We start from the raw sequence: 20,606 nt of genomic DNA, 5'->3' as shown, positions 1-20,606 counted from the left end.
ATCTGGGTATCCTCGCCCGTCATACCCGTATAAAACCGAAAGGGATGATGACGGATGCTAAAATATGACGTAGCTGTTGTAGGTGGAGGCGTAGCCGGTTTAACAGCCGCAATCTATGCGGCAAGAGCCGGGAAGCAAACGATACTTGTTGAGAAGCAGGAACGTTTAGGTGGTCGAGCCATGACCCATAAGAAGAAGGGAGCCTATTTCAATCTGGGCGGGCATGCCTTATACCATGGAGATGCCCTTTCAACCTTTCGCGAATTAGGGCTTCAATTGCGGGGAGGTCAACCTTCGATTGACGGGTACGGGATATGGAAAGGGAAACTAAGTCCGTTACCCATGGGTGTGAAATCCCTATTCACTACCCCACTATTAACCTGGAAGGGCAAGATGGAGCTCGGTGCCTGGCTTGCGAAATTAGGAAAACTGGATACGCAGCTGTACGACAACATGAGTTTGCGCGAATGGATTGAAGGTAACGTGCAGGATCCCATGGTACGAAATTTATTTTATTCGCTATTGCGTACAGCGAGTTATGTGGTAGCCCCTGACCTGCAGGCCGCCGGTCCCGTACTGCAGCAGCTTAAGCACGCGCTGAAGGGGGTGCTGTATCTGGATCGGGGCTGGGGAGCCATGGTCGATGAATTAAAACAAAAGGCTCTCGAGCAGGGAGTTCAAATCGTAACGAAGAATAAAGTGATTTCAGTTGATCATCACGAGGGAAGGGTACGGCATGTCCTATGCGGGGATGGCATGAAAATAGAAGCAAACCATATTATTCTTACCACACCGCCAGCTGTTGCTCACGAACTGGTGCCTCATGCAGAAGAAACTGCCCTTCATACTTGGAAGGAGCAGGCGGTCGAAGTGACAGCGGCTTGCTTGGATGTAGCCCTGCGTCGTCTTCCGGAACCGAAGCAGCAGTTTGTGTACGGCCTCGATCAAACCGTCTTTCTCTCGAATCAATCCCGAGCGGCTTACCTCAGTGAAGATGGCGCACAAGTCATAACCTTGCTGAAGTATCAGGGCAAGGAGAAGGATGCAAGAAGGGATTTGCAGGAATTAGAAGAAACCTTAGACTTGGTGCAGCCGGGTTGGCGCAACGAGCTCGTTGAGAAACAATACCTTCCTAACATCACGGTCTGCCACGATTTTATGCATGTGAACCGCCAAGAGAACCCGGGTCCAGCGGTCCCGGAAATCATCGGGTTATATGTAGCGGGAGAATGGGCAGCGCATGGCGAACTCTTGGTTGATGCTGCAACCGCAAGCGCCAAACGGGCTGTACAGCATATACTCTCGCTTGAAAGTGAGGCAAGGATCCCGAATGATGAGCACAGAGTCATTGTATAAAACCTATCGATCCGCTCTTTTCTCGTTAGCTTACCGAATGCTGGGAAGTGTGATGGATGCGGAAGATATCGTGCAGGAGGCTTTCATCAGTTATAACCAATTGCCCCACCCGGAGGATATTCGCAATGAGAGAGCGTTTCTGTACAAAATCGTAACGAATCGTTGTTTGGATCTGCTGCGCTCTTCTGCCAAAAAACGTGAACTGTACGTCGGCCCTTGGCTGCCAGAACCCCTGATCGAGAATATGGCGTCAGAGACGGACCCATCTCATATCGTAGAGCAGCAAGAGTCCATCTCTACAGCGTACCTGCTGCTCCTTCAGCAGCTCAACGCGGAGGAAAGAGCCGTGTTCCTTCTTCGTGAGATTTTCCATTATTCCTATGATGAAATAGCTGAAATTCTGGGAAAAAGCAGCATCAATTGTCGTCAAATCTTCCGCCGTGCTAAGGGCAGCATTCATTTTGTTCCTGATCAGAGTCCATCGATCTCGGTGGCGGAGGAGCAAATCAAGGAATTTGTAGACTCCCTTTTACAGGGGAACACGAATAAGCTGCTGTTGCTGTTAAACGAGAATGTTGTGTTCTACTCGGATGGCGGCGGTAAAGTCAGAGCGGCGCAAATTCCTGTGGTTGGAGTCCATAAAGTGATCCAATTGCATTTGAACCTGCTTAAAATGTATGAAGGGAAATATGTATACTCTTATCTTACCGTCAATGGTCTGCCGGGAATGCGGATCCAGTTGGATAACGGAGTCCAATTTATTTATTCTTTTGCTTTTAAAAACAATCGGATCGAAGCGATATATACCGTGGCAAATCCAGATAAACTCAGGCATATACAGTTGCCGTGATATAAAAAACAGGGCCGGTTTTAAGATCATAGGATCTTAAACCGGCCCTGCTGCTGTATCAGGTTAAGGAAATAATCCGTTATACCCCGGAATAAGCCATGAAGCCGCCGTCTACGGGAATCACCGTTCCGGTGACGAACCCGGAGGTCTGATCATCCACAAGCCAGAGCAGGGTGCCGAGCAGATCCTCCGGCACGCCAAACCGTCTCATGGGGGTATGGGAGATGATTTTATGAGAGCGCTCGGTTAATGAACCGTCACTATGGGTCAGCAGATTGCGGTTCTGCTCGGTCAGGAAGAAGCCTGGCGCAATCGCGTTCACGCGAATGCCGGATTCCGCGAGATGAACGGACAGCCACTGCGTAAAGTTGTTAATGGCCGCTTTGGCTGCGCTATACGCCGGAACCTTGGTCATCGGGCTCGGTGCGCTCATGGACGAGATATTCAGCACGACGGCCCCGGGACGCCCCAGCATCCCTTCCGCAAAAATTTGCGTCGGTATGAGCGTGCCGATGAAGTTCAAATCGAATACGCTGCGGAAGCCAGGCACACTTAACCCGAAGAAGGTTGTCAGATCCGGCTGCCCCACATCCTCCGGACGGAGTATCTCGTTGGTTGTATTCGCGTCTTTCCGGTTGCCGCCGGCTCCGTTAATAAGGATATCGCAGGGTCCGAAAGACTCGCGCACAGCCTTCTCGGCTTGCCGGACGCTTTCCACGTCCGTTACATCGCAGGGAACGGCAATCGCTGTACCGCCGGCAGCCGTAATTTCGTCCGCTACCTGCTGCCCTTTCTCGGCCGTACGATTCAAGACGGAGACCTTGGCGCCTTGCCGACCCAGCTCCAGAGCCATTGCTCGGCACAGCACCCCGGAGCCGCCCGTAATGACAACCGTCTTCCCGTTTAATGATGGATGGATAGGAAGGGCTGGCGTCCCTTGCGGCGTGGATGCATAGGAAACGCCGCTTGATCTGGATTCAGAGGTATCTGTTGTATGCTTATTTACCTCACTCATTGAACGGCCTCCTTCAGCTGAGCTGCGCTGCCTGCGCGCTCCCGGCTGTAAGCGTCCCACAACCCCCAGAGATACATAATGCCCAAGGCGCGGTCATATAGACCGTAACCCGGACGGCACTGCTCACCCCAAATATGCCGCCCGTGATCGGGCCTTACATATCCAGTGAAACCGTTATCATGATAAGCCTGCACGATGCCGGAAATATCGACGGTACCGTCTTCGGTGCGGTGGGACGTTTCGATGAAATCGCCATTCTCATAGACGCGCACATTCCGGATGTGTGCGAAAGGAATCCGGTCGTGGAACTCATGGATCATGGAGACGATGTCATTGTCCGGATTGGCGCCGAGCGATCCACTGCACAGGGTCAAGCTGTTCGCCGGGCTATCATATAGCTTGAGGAATCTCCGCAGATTGTCCTGGCTGGTAATGACCCGCGGCAGACCGAAGATCGGCCAAGGCGGATCATCCGGGTGAATGGCCATTCGAATACCGTTCTTCTCGGCAGCCGGGATGACGGCGCTTAAGAAATATTCAAGGTTGCGCCACAGATCGTCCTCGGTAACGCCGCGGTATGCTTCGAACAGGGAGGTTAGATGGGCCAAACGTTCCGGCTCCCAGCCAGGCATCGTAAGCGTGCTGTTTCGGTTGATCGTCTGAACCAGCTCCATCGGATCAGTGCCGTGGATTTTGGCTTTCTCAAAGAAGAGAGCCGTCGATCCATCGGCAGACTGCTTATGAAGATCGGTTCTAGCCCAGTCAAATACCGGCATGAAATTGTAGCAGATGACTTTGACGCCGACCTGGCCCAATTTCTCAATCGTCCGGATGTAGTTGGCTATGTACTGATCCCTTGAGGGGAGCCCAAGCTTGATATCCTCATGCACATTCACGCTTTCCACGACGTCAATATGAAGGCCGTACGCTTTCGCTTGGCCTACGACTTCTTCAATCCGCTCCATCGGCCATTCCTCGCCGACAGGAATATCGTGAAGTGCCCATACGATGCCCTCCACGCCGGGGATTTGTCTAATCTGATCCAGCGAGACCGTATCGTTGCCCTCACCAAACCACCTGAATACCATGCGCATTTTCTTCACCGCCTTTACAAGTTTAAGGAGTTAACGCAAAGCTGCTGGGAATTTTGCAAATTACGAGTGCACTGCCAAGATGGAAGCCTGCGAGTCGGTCAAAGTCTATCCACTAGCATAGGCTTATTTAAAATAATCGGGATGTTTCTCTTTCAGCACGGCCAGATTGGAGATGATCAGGCTCAGATGCGCCTGCATTTCTCGTTCGGCATGATCGGCGTCATGGCGTGCAATCGCGTCCGTGATCTCCCGATGCTGCTCGTACAGGTTGGTCCAATTCGGATCGGCGGACAGCCATAACATCCGGCTCCGGTTTAGATGAGCGTTCATCTGCTGCAGCACGTTCCATGTGCCGACCTTACGGCAGCCTTCGAACAAAATACGGTGAAAGGCCTCATCCAACTCAAACATGTGCTTGCCGTCATGCTTCTCGATGCTCTCGCTTTGCTCGGACAGATTTTGCTCCAGCTCGGCGAGTTTATCCTCGGGAAAGCTTTCGCAGGCAAGCCGGACCACGGCTTTCTCCAGCTGTTCGCGCATGAAACGCGCTTCCTCGACCAGCTCCGAATCGATGAGCGAAACACGTGTACCGCGCTGGGGAAGCACAACCACAAGGTCCTCCTGGGCCAAACGGACAAAGCTTTCCCGAACTGGCGTCCGGCTGACCTCGAAGGAAAGGGAAACCTCCTTCTCGGATAGAGCCGTTCCCGGCGGCAGCTCTAGACTGACAATCTGCTGTTTAAGCCGGGAGTACACGATATTTCCGGCCGATCCTGGCTGTAATCGCAAAGATTCTACCACTGCATCACCTCCTAATGTATTCCATACTACCATACTTGTATGGTAGTATGGAACTGAAAATCGAAATAAGAATCGGAGGCGATCACATGAGCCGTTTGGACACGGAAAATCTGCTCCTAAACAGCAACAGCGCGAAGAAACTCTTTTATGATTATGCGGAAGGGATGCCGATATTCGATTACCACAACCATTTAAGTCCGAAGGATATTGCCATCAACCGGCAGTTTGATAACCTGACGGAGCTATGGCTGGATGGGGATCATTACAAGTGGAGGGCGATGCGCTGGCTCGGCGTCGACGAAGAGTTGATTACCGGCAGCGCAAGCGCCGAAGCGAAGTTTATGGCTTGGGCGGAATGTGTTCCGCGATTGGTGGGCAATCCGCTCTATCACTGGACCCATCTGGAACTGACCCGCTATTTCGGGATTCAAGAGCGGTTGACTGCGGATAATGCCAAGGAGATCTGGGGAGCTTGCAATGAGCAGTTGAAGGCCCCTGCCTTGCGGGCAGGCGGAATTCTGGAGAAATTCAAGGTCAAAGTGGCCTGCACGACAGATGATCCCGTCGATTCGTTGGAGTTTCATCGCTCCATTCGCAATCATGGGGAGCTGTCCACCGTCGTTGCCCCTGCATTCCGTCCGGATCGGGTCCTGGATCTCACGCACCCCGACTTCACTTCCTATGTCGAGACTATAGGAACGACGGCCAGTTTAGCTGTGGATACTTATCAAGGGTTGCTGGATGCACTGCAAGAACGGATTCAATATTTCCACGATCATGGCTGCCGCCTGTCGGATCACGGCTTCGGCGCGTTTCCTTGTGAACAAGTCGATGAACAAGAGGTTGCGGACATTTACAGCAAAGCGATTAGTGGGGGCAGCATCACACCGCTTGAGGAACGGAAATATCGCACCTACACCCTGCTCAAGCTTGGGGAAATGTATCACGCCAAGGGCTGGACCATGCAGCTGCACATTGGGGCGATTCGGAACAATAATGCGCGCATGTTCGCGAAGATCGGCAAGGACAGCGGGTATGACTCGATTCTTGATTTCCATCTGGCGGAAAGCCTGAACCGATTTCTGAGCAGGCTCGATAGGAACGATCAGCTGCCAAAAACCATTGTGTACAGCCTATATTCTTCTCATTACGAAATGATTGCCACCACGATCGGGAATTTCCAGTCGGCTGGCGTTGAGGGCAAGCTTCAGCTTGGTTCCGCTTGGTGGTTCCACGATCAGAAGGAAGGGATGCTGAAGCAGCTCACCGCGTTGTCTTCCATGGGGCTGATCAGCACCTTTGTGGGCATGCTGACCGATTCCAGGAGCTTTATGTCGTTCCCGAGGCATGAATATTTCCGCAGAGTGCTGTGCCGCCTGTTCGGGGACTGGATCAGGGAAGGGGAATTGCCCGCCGATTATGAATATATCGGTGCCATTATCCAGGATATTTGCTACCGCAATGCTGAGCGCTATTTTCAAATCCATTGACAATTCCGTGCGGAGCATGAACAATGGACTTACTATATGAAAGCGTTTGCTGTTAGTCGGATAGAAGATATGTAACAGGAAGATGTGCATGAACAGGTGAGGGGGGGACATACCGTGCAATGGAACCGGGCGATATTGGTGGATGACGAGGTTTTTACGCGCAAAGGGCTTCTGAAGCTGATTGATTGGGAAGCCTGCGGCTTCCAAATTATGGATGAGGCGGACAACGGGGAAGATGCGCTGGAACTGATTGAACGGCTACAGCCGGATGTGGTCATCACCGATATCCGCATGCCGGTGTTGGATGGACTCGAGCTGATCAGGCATGTCGTCATGAAGGACATCGTGAAGCCGTATTTCATTATTGTAAGCGGATACGATGATTTCAACTATGCACAGCAGGCTGTCCGCTATGGTGTGCATGATTTCATTCTGAAACCGATTGACGAGACGGAGTTCAGCCATGCGCTGGTTCGGCTCAGCGAACGGCTGGAGTTACACCGCGAGGCCCGCATGAGAGAAGAGAGGCTGATGTCAGGAGCCTTGATGGAATCACTCATTATAGGGGAAGCCGATGAGGCGCTGCTGCAGGAATGGGAGCAACGCCTTGAGCTCCAGCCGGAGGGTCATCTGTTCTACGTCTTTGTCGAGCTGAATGACCACCCGCTGGCTTCGAGGGCGAACGACAATGACGGTGGCAGAGCAGAATTCAAGGACAGGGTGGAAGCGGCTCTCCTAGCGATCTCGAGTGGAGAACAGCCCTTCTACCTGCATGAGCACCGCAGTCGAATCGGCATCATCGTCCCGGGCAGCATCCTGCACTCGTTCCAAGGGTGTCAGCGGGGATTTGCCAGACGCATTCAGCAATCGCTTGCCGACTCGGGCGACGAACGAGTCTTTGTTTACTTTGGTCAACCGGTTATGCAACTGTCCCACATTCAGAAGGCTTACGAAACAGCCAAAGAATCACTCCTGTACAAGTACATTTATGATGAGAGTGGCATTGTGATCCATGAGGAGGCCTCCCAGCATGCCCTTCACTACATCGGGCTGGAAGAGGGGCTTTACCAGCAGCTTCTGGAGCAGATCGAGGAGCTGCACTTCGAGAAGCTGGAAGTGACGATTCGTTTGCTGTTCGAATCCTTTCGGAAGAAGCTGTACGCTCCCGAAGCGGTGAAGACGGCAATCAACCAATGCGTGCTAGGCGTGGTCCGGGTGCTTAGCAGTATGGATGGGGATCAGAATCAAATATCCAGCCTAGAACCGATGACCGAGTGGCATGACCGTAACCTGTCGCTTCAGGGGCTGATGCGGCTGTTTACGGATTTTGCGATTGAGAGCGCAAACTATATTGCTCGTCTTCGCAAGGAGCAGCACAAGGGCGGAATTCAGAAGATTAAGGCGTATATCGAAACCCATTATCATGAGAATATCAGCCTGAAGGGCATCGCAGGGAAGTTCTATATGAACCCTGTTTATCTGGGACAGCTCTTCAAAAAAGCATATGGCATGTACTTTAATGATTTCCTGCTGCAGCTGCGCGTGAACGAAGCGAAGCGATTGCTGCGCCAGACGGATCTGCGCATCTATGAGGTGGCGGAACGGGTTGGCTTCGGCAACCCGGACTATTTCGTTACACAATTCGAGAAGTTGGAGCGAATGACGCCAAGCGAGTACCGGAGCCGCTTGATGAAGGAGGCTGCGTCCGAAGGGACGGATCGATGAAACCAAGCCTCAATAACGTCCGTCTGCGGGACAAGATGCTGCTAATGTATTTTCTGGCCGTATTTTTGCCCATCCTGGTCACCAATCTCATCTTCTACAACGTGACATCCGGCAGCGTGAGGGAGCAGCGGATCCAGGATATAACGGTGGCGCTTGAGCAGATGAAGAATGAGTTCCGTCGTGAAGTCGAGGACGCGCTGGAGATATCCTCCGTCTTCTACACGGACATTCAATTGAACGAGATCGTGGAGACGGTATACGATCATCCGGCTGATTATATCGAGGCCTATGATACCTATCTCCGCCGCATTTTGAATTCAGGCAGTGCAGTGTACAATTCGGTGAGCGAGATTACGGTTTATGTGGATAATCCAACCTTGCTGTATTCCGGGGGCATTAATTATATCGATGACCAGGTGAAGGAAGAAGCTTGGTACAAGGCGATCGCGGGCAAGAACGTAACCCAGCCGATCGTGATGCGTACGGGCAAGAACGGTCAATTGGACAGCTTCAGCATCATCCGGAGCATGAATTATTTTAGCTCCCAGGATGACCATGCCAAGTATCTCAAGATCGATATGCGGATGCCCTCGATCCGGCAGATCATGAGCAATCTGAATGTACAGGGCAAAGTGTACCTGCTGAGCAGCGCCGGAAATATTGAATACACCACGGATCCGCAAGTCGATGTCATACAGGGTTCCGTACCGTACAGCGGCATCGTGCATGGCGATAACTTTCTGGAGTTTCATACCGATACGTTCACGACCAACAATCTGAACTCTTGGACGATCATGGCCGTGACGCCGGAGGATGTGGTGCTGCGCGACGTGCATCAGTCCCTGCGGTTCGTCATTGTGCTGACCTGCCTGAATTTTCTGCTCCCGACCCTCGTGATTGTCTGGATTAGCCGTTCTCTGAACGTACGTCTGGTACGGATACTCAAGCATATGAAGAAGGTCAAGAACCAGCATTACGACACGATCCAAGAGGCTGAGGCACGTGACGAGATTGGTCAGCTGACGGGTGAATTCAACCGGATGACCCTGCAGCTCAAGAGCTTGATTAACGATGTGTATGTGGCGGATATCCAGAAGAAGAATTTGGAGCTGCAGCGGCGGCACGCGCAATTGAACGCCCTTCAGAGCCAGATTAATCCGCACTTTCTCTTTAACGCCCTGGAGACCATCCGCATGCGCAGCCTGATGAAGGATGAGGATGAGACGGCAAAAATCATTCATAATATGGCCAAGATCTTCCGCAATTCTTTAGTTTGGAAAAAAGACATGGTGACGCTCAAGGAAGAAGTTGAGTTTATCCATTGTTTCCTTGAGATCCAGAAATACCGGTTTGGCGACAAAATCGATTATTCGGTCCATGCGCCAGCCGAAGAGGGACACCTGCAAATACCGAAGATGGCCATCGTTACTTTTGTGGAGAATGCCAGCATTCATGGCATTGAGCCGCTCAAGCACGGGGGGCGCATTGAGGTTCATATTGCACGCGAGGGACAAATTCTTATCTGCAACATTCAGGATAACGGGGCGGGCATGTCCGCAGAGCAAGTAGAACGCATCTATCGCTACCTGGATACGGAGGACGAGATGGGCGAGCGGATCGGCATTCAGAACGTGATCTACCGGCTGAAGCTGTATTACGGAAGCCGGTTCCAGTTTGAAATCGACAGCTCGCTTGGACAAGGTACCCGGGTAAGGCTGTCTATCCCCATCGAAACATAACGTCGGCAAATCCTGCTTGGCACTCCGGTTCGGAGTGACTATAAGCAGGATTTGTTCGTTAATCGGTAGGGGTGCAGTTGAGAAGGCTACCGATCTGCCATTTTTCACGACATAAGATACGGTTCTATAGTTTTCTAAGTATCACCTAAAGATTGACGGGTGAAAATCGCTCCAGGGCTCTCTTATAATGAAAGTGCTTACAAATAAACGAGACCGAAAGGGGTAGGTCAAGAGCATGAACAAGAAATTTTGGCTGAGCTGTCTGACCGTGGTTATGATGGTATCGCTTCTGGCAGCTTGCGGCGGCGGTAAAGAGGCAGCGGATGACACACCGGCAGCCGGCGGGGATGGCGAGAAGAAAGAAGAGAAGGTCACCTTCACCTACTTTAACTCAGCAGCAGGTAAAGACAAAAATACGAACGAGACCACCATCGGTAAAATTTTTGAGGACCAAACCGGCGTGAATTTTAAAATGGAACATCTGGTAGGGGACGAGAACACCAAGGTGGGAACCTTCATTGCCAGTAACGATTATCCCGATGTGATTGTACCGGGGAGCTCGATCGACAAGCTGGTCGGGGCTGGCGCCTTCATTCCGCTCAATGACCTGATCGATAAGTACGGCCCCAACATCAAGCGCGTGTACGAGCCGTATTACAACCTCATGAAGGCCGAGGACGGCAACATTTACTTCCTGCCGCTAAGCGCGGTTGTAGGCGAGTACACGTCGGCTCCCAATATCGAGCAAGGAGCATTCTGGATTCAACGCCGCGTCCTGAAGGAAGCGGGTTATCCGAAGATCAAGACGTTCGACGAGTACCTGGGCCTGATTCGAGACTACGTGAAGAAACATCCGGAGGAAGGCTTGACCGGATATCTGGCACTGACGACGCAGGATAAATTTTTTGCCTTGACCAATGCCCCAATGCACTTGGCCGGCTATCCGAACGATGGCGGGATCATCATTGACATGGAAACCCATGTAGCGAACGATTACGCGGACGATGACATTACGAAGCTTTACCTGCAGGAGCTGAACAAGCTGAATGCGGAAGGCCTGTTCGATAAATCCTCTTTCGTGGACAACTATGATCAATACCTTGCCAAACTGACTTCCGGTAAGGTTCTCGGCTTCTTCGACTATAGATGGCAGGTAGGCCAAGCGATGAACAACCTGCGCGAAACAGCCAATAAATCGGGTGACGACGATCTCGAATATATGGCGTTGCCGATTGTATACGATGAGAATACCAAGGATCAATATCTGGATCCACCATCCTTTGTTAACAACCGCGGTGTAGGGATCTCCGTCAGCGCGAAGGATCCCGAGCGCATTGTGAAGTATTTCAACAACCTGCTTACGGACGAGAACCAGATTCTGTCGAACTGGGGCATTAAGGACGAGACGTATTCCGTCGATGAGAATGGACGCTTCTATCGTACGGAAGAGCAGATTGCACAGACCAATACGGAAGCCTTCCGCGAGTCGTTCGGCTTCAAGTACTTTGAATACAACTGGCCTCGTTACGGCAACGGTTCTACGCTTCCTGACGGTAATTCCGTGGGTGCAGGACGCCAGCCTGAGGTTGCCAAAATGTCCTACTCCGAACCTGACAAGAAATTGCTGGAAGCATACGACATCGATTCCTTCTCGCAATTGTTTGCCGCACCGGACGACCGTCCATGGTACCCGGCTTGGAGCATTCCGATTGACCAGGGTTCACCGGCCCAAATCTTCACGCAGAAGAAAAGCGATTTGCAGCGTAAATACTTCCCAAAACTGGTTCTTGCCAGCCCTGCGGAGTTTGACGGCATCTGGAACGAATACGTGGGCGAGTTCGGCAAGCTGGACGTGAAGGGATACGAGGATCTGATCACCGAGGAAGTAGCCAAGAAAATCGCAAATGCCCAAGGACAATAATAGATGAAGGAGAGGCGAACAAGGGCGGACCACACAAAATGGTTGTATCCGTCCCTCCTCTTCTATAACAGCATAATTGATAGGCTGGATAGGAAGGAGAAGAAACCGTGGATAAGGCGAACCCGATTGGACCTGCAGAGACTACGGCGCTACGTGAAACGCCGGCGGTATCGAAAGGTTTCTTCAATAAACAACGGAAAAACGATACTGAATTAAACAATAAACCGCCAACAGGCGAAAAAGGCTTTTTCCAGAAGCTGCTGCAACAGAAGGCGCTGGTCTTCATGTCGATTCCTTTTTTGATATGGTTGTTTGTCTTTAAGTACATGCCTTTATGGGGCTGGACAATCGCGTTTCAGGATTTTAAACCGGCCAAGAAGATTTTCGATCAGCAATGGGTAGGCTTGCAGCATTTTACCTTCCTGTTTCAGGACGAACACTTCCTCCGGGTCATGCGCAACACGCTTGCCATGAGTTTTATCAACCTCGTCTTAGGTTTTGTGACGGCAATTGTGTTAGCGATTCTGCTCAATGAGCTGCGTAATTTGATGTTCAAACGAGTCGTGCAGACGATCAGTTATTTGCCCCATTTCATCTCTTGGGTTGTGGCTGCGAGCATTATTTCGACGGCCCTGTCCGCAGACGGCGGGATTATCAATGAACTCCTCATGTGGTTCGGGATGATTAAGGAACCGATCCTATGGCTTGGGGAAGGGGAATATTTCTGGGGAATACTCGGTGTTTCGGAAGTATGGAAGAATGTCGGCTGGAACACCATTATATATTTGGCTGCCATGACGATGATCGATCCCTCGCAGTACGAGGCGGCGGAAATCGATGGCGCCGGACGCTTTCAACGGATCTGGAACATCACCTTGCCGGGACTGAAACCAGTATTCATCATCCTGTTGATTATGAATATCGGCAACCTGCTCGAATCCGGTTTTGAACCGCAATATTTGCTTGGCAATGGCATGAACGTGGATTATTCCGAGAACCTGGATATTTTCGTGCTGAAATACGGTATTCAGATGGGCAACTTCTCGCTCTCGATTGCAGCCGGTATGTTCAAGACGGTCGTCAGCTTCATACTCTTGTTCACGGCCAACCATATCGCGAAGAGACTGGGCGAAGATCGATTGTTCTAAGCGAAAGCTTGCGAGGACCGTTCTCTATCAGAAAACGTACAGGAGGATTCATATGGCGAAGATGTCAGATTCACCACGAGCTCATGCCCGGTTCAAGTCTCCTGCGGACCGGTTATTCGATACCTTTAACATGGTGTTTATGATCTGTCTCATGATTATCACGTTATACCCGTTCATCAATACGCTCGCGGTATCCTTCAACAATGCGACGGATTCGGTGAAAGGCGGCATTTATTTATGGCCGCGGGATTTCACGTGGGAGAATTATAAATATGTATTTAACGAAGCAACGATATTTCACGCTACCTTCATCTCGGTTCTGCGTACGGTGATCGGAACGATTACCTCGGTATTCTGCTGTGCCATGGTCGCCTATACGATCAGCCGTCCGGAATATGTGCTGCGTAAATTCGTATCGATTGCTTTCATCTTAACGATGTATTTCAGCGGCGGTTTGATTCCGAACTTCCTGCTGATTCGCGAATTGGGCATGCTGGGCACCTTCTCGGTGTACATCATTCCAGGCCTGATCGGCGTGTTTAACGTGATCGTCATCCGTTCCTTTATTGAAGGACTACCAGAGGGAATTCTGGAATCGGCCCGGATCGACGGCGCCGGCGAATTAACGACTTTCATGAAAATCGTGCTTCCGCTATGCGTGCCCGTGCTTGCTACGGTATCGCTGTTTACGGCGGTATCCCAGTGGAATTCCTGGTTTGACGTATTCTTGTACAACTCTTCATACAGTGAGCTTAGCACCCTGCAGTATGAACTGATGAAAATACTCCAGAATTCGAACTCATCGCTGAATTCGGGCAACGATTACGCAAGCCAGTTTGCAAGCTCCGAGAGCGGTGCGAATCAGGTTACGCCGACCTCCATTCGGGCAACGATGACCATTGTGGCCAGCGTGCCGATCATTCTGGTATATCCGTTCCTGCAAAAATACTTCGTACAAGGGATGACTCTGGGCGGCGTGAAAGGCTGAGCTCCGGGAGCCGCTAATTTAAGTACATCGTGCGAACTACTCCCTATGCGCACGGTGCGTGGTTCGGGGCATGAATGGATGGCTGTCGACCAACCGATGCCTGTGGCATCACGATCATAACCATCAATCTTGCTATTATCTATAATTTAAGGAGGGACTGGATGTGTCCAACACGCAGCGAAATGAACCGAGGCTTAAGGAATGGTTCGCGAATGACTTTCTCATTGGAGCGGCCGTGAGCCCGCGGACGATCGAAACGCAAGAGGAATTGCTATCCTATCATTTCAACAGCATCACAGCGGAAAATGAAATGAAGTTTGTCAGCGTGCATCCGGCGGAGGATAGATATACGTTCAAGGATGCGGACCAACTCGTCACCTTCGCCCGCAAGCATGGGATGAAGATGCGCGGCCATACGCTGGTGTGGCATAACCAAACAACCGACTGGCTGTTCGTAGACAAAAACGGGGATTTGGTGGATAAAGCCACGCTTTTTGAACGGTTGAAATCGCATACCGATACGGTCGTAAAGCGGTACAAGGATGATATTTACGCCTGGGACGTCGTCAACGAGGTCATTGCCGATGAAGGCGCCGAGCTGCTTCGTCCATCCAAGTGGCTGGACATTGCCGGTCCGGAGTTTATCTCCAAGGCATTTGAGTATGCTCATGAAGCCGACTCGTCCGCGCTGTTATTCTATAACGATTACAATGAGTCCCATCCGAACAAGCGGGACAAAATCCATACACTGGTCAAGTCGCTGCTGGATCAAGGAACGCCGATCCATGGCATAGGATTGCAGGCACACTGGAATCTGTACGATCCGGGTCTTGACGATATCCGCGCCGCGATCGAGAAGTATGCATCGCTCGGCCTGCAGCTTCAGCTCACGGAGCTCGATGTGTCGATGTTCCGGTTTGACGACAAGCGGAAGGATCTGACCGAAGCGCCAGAAGAGCTTCTGGAGGCTCAAGCCAAGCGGTACGAGGCAATGTTCGGCATTCTGAAGGAGTACAGGGAACATATTACGTCCGTCACCTTCTGGGGCGCAGCCGACGATTACACTTGGCTGGACGATTTCCCGGTACAGGGACGGAAGAATTGGCCCTTCCTGTTCGATGAGCGGCATCAGCCGAAACCGGCGTTTCACCGGTTGGTGGAGCATACGATTAAGGTGTAAGGATACTAGGGCTTAAGCTATCATTTTATATAACAATAGCGATAATACAGGCGGCTGAAGACGCCATCAGTTTGTCATGATGCCGGTCCTTGTGGCCGGCGTCTGCATGTTCGAGCTTAAGGAAGCAGGCGTTGAAAACAGTGAGATGCTGGGGAGAAACGTTGACTTTGGACAAAAAGGGGGAGTTTACATTGAACAGCACTTTATATAAAGCGTGGCTGCAGTATGCGCCCATCAAGGACCGGGAGCTTGCCTCCGGATACAGCAGACTGCTCGGCACGATTGTAGCGGACCTGCAGCAGTCGCGGGTTGCGAACACTGCCATTGAGGAACTGAAGCGTGCGTGCCAATCCATGCTGGGGATTGTACCGGTCATCACGGTCGAGGCCCCGGCTTCATCTTATCTCGAGGTATGCATTCTTGCGGCAGCTGAAGCAGACATGGGAGAAATGGATGGGGTCGGCTCAGGCGGGGACAGATCAGGTCGAGATAGGGGCCGGATGGCAGCCCAGCTAGGCGCAGAAGGTTTTCAGCTGGAGCATTCAATCCAAGGGCAGCAGGAGAAGTTGGTATTGATCGGTGGATCCGGTAAAGGCGTATTATATGGGATGTTTCATTTATTGAGATTGCTGGCCTCTGACCAACCGTTAACTGGACTGAACGTGACCGAGCAGCCAGCGAACGGACTGCGGATGATCAATCAATGGGATAATGCCGACGGCTCTGTGGAACGCGGGTACTCGGGGAACTCGATTTTTTACGAAAACGGACGGTTTGCCGAAAATCTGGATCGCGTGAGAGATTACGCTCGTCTGTTGGCTTCCGTGGGTATGAATGCCATCTCCATTAATAACGTCAATGTGCACGAGATCGAGACGAAATTCATTACCGCGGAATATTTGCCGACGATTGCGAAGATCGCGGATATCTTCCGGGAATATGGGATTACATTGTACTTGAGCATTAACTTTGCGGCTCCGCTGCATATCGGCGGCGTATCGACCTCCGATCCGCTGAACGAAGAGGTTCAGCAATGGTGGAAGGACACGGCGAATGAGATTTACGATCATATTCCGGACTTTGGCGGCTTCCTGGTGAAGGCGGATTCGGAGCATCGCCCCGGCCCGTTTGCCTATGGCAGGGACCATGCCGATGGCGCCAATATGCTGGCTGAAGCCTTGGAGCCGCATGGCGGGCTCGTCATCTGGCGCTGCTTCGTCTACAACTGCATGCAGGATTGGCGCGACCGCTTCACAGACCGCGCACGGGCGGCCTATGATCATTTTACCCCGCTGGACGGCAGGTTTAAGGACAATGTGCTGCTGCAGATTAAGAACGGGCCCATGGACTTTCAAGTGCGGGAACCGGTATCGCCGCTGTTTGGCAGTTTGAAAGAGACCAATCAAGTGCTCGAGTTCCAGGCCGCCCAGGAATATACCGGACAGCAGCGTCACGTATGCTATCTGGTGCCGCAATGGAAAGAGGTGCTGGATTTCGATACCTATGCGAATGGGGCGGGGTCCGAGGTGAAGAAGATCGTGAATGGTTCCCTGCACGGCATGAAATACAGCGGAATCGCTGCCGTTTCCAACATTGGAAATGATGAGAACTGGACGGGTCACACCTTGGCGCAGGCGAATCTGTATGGCTTCGGACGCCTGATCTGGGATCCGGAATTGTCCTCAGAGGGGATCGCGGAAGAATGGACGAGACTAACCTTCGGCAATGACGACATGGTGGTCAACACGGTATGCGACATACTGATGCAATCGTGGCCGATCTATGAAAGCTACACCTCTCCGCTCGGGGTGGGCTGGATGATTACGCCGCATACGCATTACGGTCCGGATGTGGACGGCTATGAATATTCAAGGTGGGGTACGTACCATTTCGCGGACCGGGACGGAATGGGCGTCGACCGCACGGTGGCGTCGGGCACAGGCTATACCGCACAGTACTTCCAGCCGAATAGGGTTCGATATGATTCGCTGACGGATTGCCCTGACGAGCTGCTGCTGTTCTTCCATCATGTGCCGTATTCCCATGTGTTGAAATCCGGTAAATCGGTGATTCAGCATATCTATGATGCGCATTTTGACGGGGCGCAAGCAGCGGCTGGATTGCTTGAGGCATGGACCTCGCTGGAAGGAATGGTCGATCCGGAGCGTTTCGCTCAGGTGACGGACCGGCTGACTGATCAAGCCGAGCATGCGAAGCATTGGCGGGATGTAATCAACACATATTTCCTCCGTAAATCCGGCGTGCCGGATGAGCAGGGGCGGACGATTTATTAAGATCATTTATAACTGGACGTGGAAATTAGGATGCCCCATCAGATGTTGGATCTGATGGGCATCCTTTTTTCATGGCTGGATACTTTTCGAATGCCTAACCTTTCTATGAGCATGTATTTTTACTACGGCATGAATCGTGCGGATGCTGAAGAAGTGCTTGGCACGGGCCAAGAGCATTTTTCTTAAATAAATGAATCGCCCTTGGGCAAACGCACCTCGAAGATTGTACGGATCATGCTGCTCTGTGCGGAAATGGTTCCACCATGCTGCTCCACGATGTTTTTGGTAATGAAGAGTCCGAGCCCCGTGCTTCCCGTTTGATGGCTTCGTGCCCGATCGCCGGTGTAAAACATATCGAAGATATGCGGAAGCTCCTCAGGTTCAATACAATCCCCATAGTTGATGATTTGAACGACAACCTCATCGGCATCCACATATGCCTGAATGTCTATGAATTGGCCATCATTCCCATACCGGATCGCATTGGTGAGGAGATTCTCAAATACGCGCGCCAGTAAATCTCCATCTCCGCCTATAATCAGCTGCTCCGCAATGTTCATTCTGGAGGTAAGGCCGTTTTTTTCAAATATAGGATATAATTCCTCGTTCAGTTGGTTAAGCAGCTCATCGAGATCGATCATGTTCTTCTCAAGCTGGACCTTGCCGTAGTTCATTCGGGTGATTTCAAATAACTCATCGATAAGTTTCTCCAAGTGTTGAGACTTGGTGTAAGCGATATGGGCATAGTGCCTGGACTGCTCCGGAGTCAGCTGATTGTCTTTAATAATGAAATCCAGATACCCGATAACGGAGGTCAGCGGTGTACGCAAGTCATGGGCCAGGTTTAGAACCAGCTGATCCTTGCTGCTCTCAGCAGAGTCGCCCCGTTCTACGGCTTCCCGCAGGTTATCCATGGCTAAATTAATATCTCGCCCAATCGTACCGAACTCATCTTTGGACGTAATATGGACCCGATCAATGAAATTGCCGGCTGCGAGCTGATGGATCCCCTTGGAGATTTCTTTGAAGTATTTAGCATAAGGCTTGGTGAACAAGAAGAAAAACATGATGGCAAGCGGTACAAAAATAATTAAAAACGAGTTCACATCTCCAATTTCGTACCTCATGAAATATCGAATTCGAGTTAACGGATTCTCAAACAAAACTTCAGAACGATAGTACAGTTGGAGAGCTTTATAGATCCCAAAGGTAATACCGCCGGATGCAAGCATACTAGCCATGAGCAGCAGAATCATTTTAGTCCGAAAGCTAAATATCATGTTAGACATGGATGGTATAACCTACTCCCCATACCGTCTTGATCAGTTTATGCTTGTTGGTATCTTCCCCGAGCTTTTTCCGCAGCGTACGAATATGTACCATCACCGTGTTTCTGCCTTCATAGTAGTCTTCGCCCCATACCTGCTGAAATATATGTTCGGCACTATGGACTTTTTTGGGATGCCTGGCGAGCAGATACAAGATATCAAATTCTTTTGGCGTCAATTCAATGGGCTTACCGTAGAGCTCGACCACTCGCTGATCCGGATAAATGACGGCGCCCCCGATCTCCACGATAGGTTTATTCACTTCCGCTGCTGACTGACTCAACTGCTTGGTACGCCTGAGATGAGCGTTCACGCGAGCTACTAATTCCATGGGGTTGAACGGCTTGGTCATATAATCATCCGCCCCTCGCACCAACCCCTCGATCTTATCAAGGTCCGAGATTTTGGCACTGAGAAAAATAATAGGCAGTAAAAACTTTTCGCGAATTTGCCGGGTTACCTCATAGCCGTCGAGCTTGGGCATCATAATATCCAAGATGGCCAGATCAATCGGATACGTTTGAACCGCATGAATGGCATCCTGGCCATTGCGCGCTTTAATGCAGTGGTAACCTTCTTTTTTTAAATGCAACTCAATCAGATCCGCAATCTCGGATTCGTCATCCGCGATCAGTATGGTGATACGGCTCATTTTATTCACTCCCGTAAAATGATGATTACCTTTTGACCATGTTATATGAATCGTTCTAAAATCTCAATAAATGAATCGATCCCGATGTAAATCCGGATATAGTCGGGTTATATATTCCATAAGCTGGGCTTTATAGGGTGGGGGGCTATATGATATACTGAGAATAGGGTTAGAATAAGATGAAGTAATGTGATCAAGGGGGGAATGGGTATGACAGTCGAGAAACATGTACATGATGCATGCGCAGTAACCAGTGAACGGAAGAGCCATCATTCCGATAAAACGAAAAGCAATCTCGTCAGCCGGTTGAACCGGATTGAAGGACAGATTCGCGGTGTAAAGGGCTTAATTGAGAAGGATACGTACTGTGATGATGTATTAAACCAGATCTCCTCGATCCAGTCGGCCTTGAACGGCGTCAGCAAATTGCTGCTTGAGCATCATATGAAGAGCTGTGTGGTGGAACGCCTGCAGGAAGGTGACGACGATGTTATTACCGAGCTGTTAACAACCATGAACAAGTTAATGAAATAATGGAATTCCTGGCTGGAGACGGTCTGGTTATGATGAGTGTCCATGGAGCTGCCACCTTCTAAAGGTGGCAGTAAGTGTTTATTCAGGGTGAAGAATAGCGCATGGTTATGCGGTTAATTCATAGCGAGGACATAATTTTTCAAAAAAAATGAGAAAACCCATTGACTATATATAGGGTAGGGGGGTATACTAACATCAAGAAACGAGAACAACCAGTTCAAAACTTATTCCGGGCACGCTTTTAGAAGGGCTGCTCAAAATAAATTCATAACCCAAAGGAGAGATTGAACATGGAACAGGTAACAATAAAAGTAGAAGGTATGTCTTGCATGCATTGCGTGAATTCCATTGAGGGAGCTTTAAAGAATGAGAACATCGAGGGTCATGTGGATTTGAAGGCAGGCACGGTCTCCGTCAAATATGACGCAGGCAAAGTCAATTTGGATAAAATCAAAGAAATTATCGAGGAACAAGGATATAACGTAGTTTAA

At 50.7% G+C, this 20,606-nt stretch carries 18 protein-coding genes; 13 read left to right on the top strand and 5 right to left on the bottom strand.

Going from position 1 to position 20,606, the window contains the following annotated elements:
• Positions 1 to 54 precede the first annotated feature (54 nt).
• Together ACOZB4_RS16570 and sigJ are read left to right on the top strand one after the other, a co-directional pair.
• Entirely contained in the window at positions 55 to 1,356 is a 1,302-nt protein-coding gene (locus ACOZB4_RS16570; RefSeq protein ID WP_379414648.1) for a phytoene desaturase family protein, read from the top strand.
• Positions 1,334 to 2,206 (top strand): RNA polymerase sigma factor SigJ, encoded by an 873-nt coding sequence (gene sigJ / locus ACOZB4_RS16565; protein ID WP_422759574.1) that lies wholly within the window; start codon positions 1,334 to 1,336, stop codon positions 2,204 to 2,206. Before ACOZB4_RS16570 ends, sigJ begins: the two co-directional genes overlap by 23 nt.
• A gap of 79 nt (positions 2,207 to 2,285) precedes the next feature.
• Here the strand turns inward: sigJ and ACOZB4_RS16560 are convergent, their stop codons facing one another.
• The 3 genes from ACOZB4_RS16560 to ACOZB4_RS16550 all read right to left on the bottom strand — a co-directional run bounded on the left by ACOZB4_RS16560 (position 2,286) and on the right by ACOZB4_RS16550 (position 5,116).
• Entirely contained in the window at positions 2,286 to 3,221 is a 936-nt protein-coding gene (locus tag ACOZB4_RS16560; RefSeq protein WP_379414646.1) for an SDR family oxidoreductase, read from the bottom strand.
• Positions 3,218 to 4,315, bottom strand: coding sequence for a mannonate dehydratase (gene uxuA / locus ACOZB4_RS16555; RefSeq protein ID WP_215161290.1), 1,098 nt, complete (start codon positions 4,313 to 4,315; stop codon positions 3,218 to 3,220). Before uxuA ends, ACOZB4_RS16560 begins: the two co-directional genes overlap by 4 nt.
• 123 nt (positions 4,316 to 4,438) lie before the next feature.
• Positions 4,439 to 5,116: a GntR family transcriptional regulator gene (locus ACOZB4_RS16550; protein WP_379414645.1), complete on the bottom strand. Its 678-nt coding sequence runs from the start codon at positions 5,114 to 5,116 to the stop codon at positions 4,439 to 4,441.
• Positions 5,117 to 5,202: 86 nt separating this feature from the next.
• Here ACOZB4_RS16550 and uxaC point away from each other — a divergent pair, with 86 nt between their 5' ends.
• The 9 genes from uxaC to ACOZB4_RS16505 all read left to right on the top strand — a co-directional run bounded on the left by uxaC (position 5,203) and on the right by ACOZB4_RS16505 (position 17,787).
• Positions 5,203 to 6,606, top strand: coding sequence for a glucuronate isomerase (gene uxaC / locus ACOZB4_RS16545; protein ID WP_379414644.1), 1,404 nt, complete (start codon positions 5,203 to 5,205; stop codon positions 6,604 to 6,606).
• A 114-nt stretch (positions 6,607 to 6,720) separates the two neighbouring features.
• Positions 6,721 to 8,331 carry a response regulator gene (locus ACOZB4_RS16540; RefSeq protein ID WP_379414643.1) on the top strand — a complete coding sequence of 537 codons (1,611 nt, stop codon included), beginning with the start codon at positions 6,721 to 6,723 and terminating at the stop codon, positions 8,329 to 8,331.
• Positions 8,328 to 10,070: a sensor histidine kinase gene (locus ACOZB4_RS16535; protein WP_379414642.1), complete on the top strand. Its 1,743-nt coding sequence runs from the start codon at positions 8,328 to 8,330 to the stop codon at positions 10,068 to 10,070. The genes ACOZB4_RS16540 and ACOZB4_RS16535 overlap by 4 nt, the downstream gene beginning before the upstream one ends.
• A 235-nt stretch (positions 10,071 to 10,305) precedes the next feature.
• Positions 10,306 to 11,991, top strand: coding sequence for an ABC transporter substrate-binding protein (locus tag ACOZB4_RS16530; RefSeq protein ID WP_379414641.1), 1,686 nt, complete (start codon positions 10,306 to 10,308; stop codon positions 11,989 to 11,991).
• Positions 11,992 to 12,275: 284 nt separating this feature from the next.
• Positions 12,276 to 13,139: an ABC transporter permease gene (locus tag ACOZB4_RS16525; protein ID WP_256720668.1), complete on the top strand. Its 864-nt coding sequence runs from the start codon at positions 12,276 to 12,278 to the stop codon at positions 13,137 to 13,139.
• Between the two features lie 52 nt (positions 13,140 to 13,191).
• Positions 13,192 to 14,127 carry a carbohydrate ABC transporter permease gene (locus tag ACOZB4_RS16520; RefSeq protein ID WP_379414640.1) on the top strand — a complete coding sequence of 312 codons (936 nt, stop codon included), beginning with the start codon at positions 13,192 to 13,194 and terminating at the stop codon, positions 14,125 to 14,127.
• Between the two features lie 163 nt (positions 14,128 to 14,290).
• Entirely contained in the window at positions 14,291 to 15,307 is a 1,017-nt protein-coding gene (locus tag ACOZB4_RS16515; RefSeq protein WP_379414639.1) for an endo-1,4-beta-xylanase, read from the top strand.
• Positions 15,308 to 15,498: 191 nt separating this feature from the next.
• Entirely contained in the window at positions 15,499 to 17,601 is a 2,103-nt protein-coding gene (locus ACOZB4_RS16510) for an alpha-glucuronidase family glycosyl hydrolase (RefSeq protein ID WP_379414638.1), read from the top strand.
• A gap of 42 nt (positions 17,602 to 17,643) precedes the next feature.
• Entirely contained in the window at positions 17,644 to 17,787 is a 144-nt protein-coding gene (locus tag ACOZB4_RS16505) for a hypothetical protein (RefSeq protein ID WP_379414637.1), read from the top strand.
• On the opposite strand, the gene ACOZB4_RS16500 is transcribed toward ACOZB4_RS16505, so the two are convergent.
• Both ACOZB4_RS16500 and ACOZB4_RS16495 read right to left on the bottom strand, forming a co-directional pair.
• Complete coding sequence (locus ACOZB4_RS16500) at positions 17,784 to 18,890, bottom strand: HAMP domain-containing sensor histidine kinase (protein WP_379414636.1); 1,107 nt, start codon at positions 18,888 to 18,890, stop codon at positions 17,784 to 17,786. The two genes, ACOZB4_RS16505 and ACOZB4_RS16500, sit on opposite strands and share 4 nt — an antisense overlap.
• Entirely contained in the window at positions 18,883 to 19,581 is a 699-nt protein-coding gene (locus ACOZB4_RS16495) for a response regulator transcription factor (protein WP_339268730.1), read from the bottom strand. The genes ACOZB4_RS16500 and ACOZB4_RS16495 overlap by 8 nt, the downstream gene beginning before the upstream one ends.
• A gap of 210 nt (positions 19,582 to 19,791) precedes the next feature.
• On the opposite strand from ACOZB4_RS16495, the gene ACOZB4_RS16490 reads away from it, so the two are divergent.
• Together ACOZB4_RS16490 and ACOZB4_RS16485 are read left to right on the top strand one after the other, a co-directional pair.
• Positions 19,792 to 20,115: a metal-sensitive transcriptional regulator gene (locus ACOZB4_RS16490; RefSeq protein ID WP_339291946.1), complete on the top strand. Its 324-nt coding sequence runs from the start codon at positions 19,792 to 19,794 to the stop codon at positions 20,113 to 20,115.
• A gap of 290 nt (positions 20,116 to 20,405) precedes the next feature.
• On the top strand, positions 20,406 to 20,606 hold the full coding sequence (locus ACOZB4_RS16485; protein ID WP_071218723.1) for a cation transporter: 201 nt from the start codon (positions 20,406 to 20,408) through the stop codon (positions 20,604 to 20,606).

The organism is Paenibacillus sp. NPDC058898, assembly GCF_049316025.1.
GTDB lineage: Bacteria > Bacillota > Bacilli > Paenibacillales > Paenibacillaceae > Paenibacillus_AQ.
The sequence above is the reverse complement of the archived record's forward strand: the minus strand, read 5'-3'. Positions and strand labels throughout refer to the sequence as shown.

Coding starts and splice junctions, on each gene's coding strand:
- ACOZB4_RS16570 (WP_379414648.1), top strand. CDS start 55: ATGCTAAAATATGACGTAGCTGTTGTAGGTGGAGGCGTAGCCGGTTTA.
- sigJ (WP_422759574.1), top strand. CDS start 1,334: ATGAGCACAGAGTCATTGTATAAAACCTATCGATCCGCTCTTTTCTCG.
- ACOZB4_RS16560 (WP_379414646.1), bottom strand. CDS start 3,221: ATGAGTGAGGTAAATAAGCATACAACAGATACCTCTGAATCCAGATCA.
- uxuA (WP_215161290.1), bottom strand. CDS start 4,315: ATGCGCATGGTATTCAGGTGGTTTGGTGAGGGCAACGATACGGTCTCG.
- uxaC (WP_379414644.1), top strand. CDS start 5,203: ATGAGCCGTTTGGACACGGAAAATCTGCTCCTAAACAGCAACAGCGCG.
- ACOZB4_RS16535 (WP_379414642.1), top strand. CDS start 8,328: ATGAAACCAAGCCTCAATAACGTCCGTCTGCGGGACAAGATGCTGCTA.
- ACOZB4_RS16530 (WP_379414641.1), top strand. CDS start 10,306: ATGAACAAGAAATTTTGGCTGAGCTGTCTGACCGTGGTTATGATGGTA.
- ACOZB4_RS16525 (WP_256720668.1), top strand. CDS start 12,276: ATGTCGATTCCTTTTTTGATATGGTTGTTTGTCTTTAAGTACATGCCT.
- ACOZB4_RS16520 (WP_379414640.1), top strand. CDS start 13,192: ATGGCGAAGATGTCAGATTCACCACGAGCTCATGCCCGGTTCAAGTCT.
- ACOZB4_RS16505 (WP_379414637.1), top strand. CDS start 17,644: ATGTTGGATCTGATGGGCATCCTTTTTTCATGGCTGGATACTTTTCGA.
- ACOZB4_RS16500 (WP_379414636.1), bottom strand. CDS start 18,890: ATGTCTAACATGATATTTAGCTTTCGGACTAAAATGATTCTGCTGCTC.
- ACOZB4_RS16495 (WP_339268730.1), bottom strand. CDS start 19,581: ATGAGCCGTATCACCATACTGATCGCGGATGACGAATCCGAGATTGCG.
- ACOZB4_RS16490 (WP_339291946.1), top strand. CDS start 19,792: ATGACAGTCGAGAAACATGTACATGATGCATGCGCAGTAACCAGTGAA.
- ACOZB4_RS16485 (WP_071218723.1), top strand. CDS start 20,406: ATGGAACAGGTAACAATAAAAGTAGAAGGTATGTCTTGCATGCATTGC.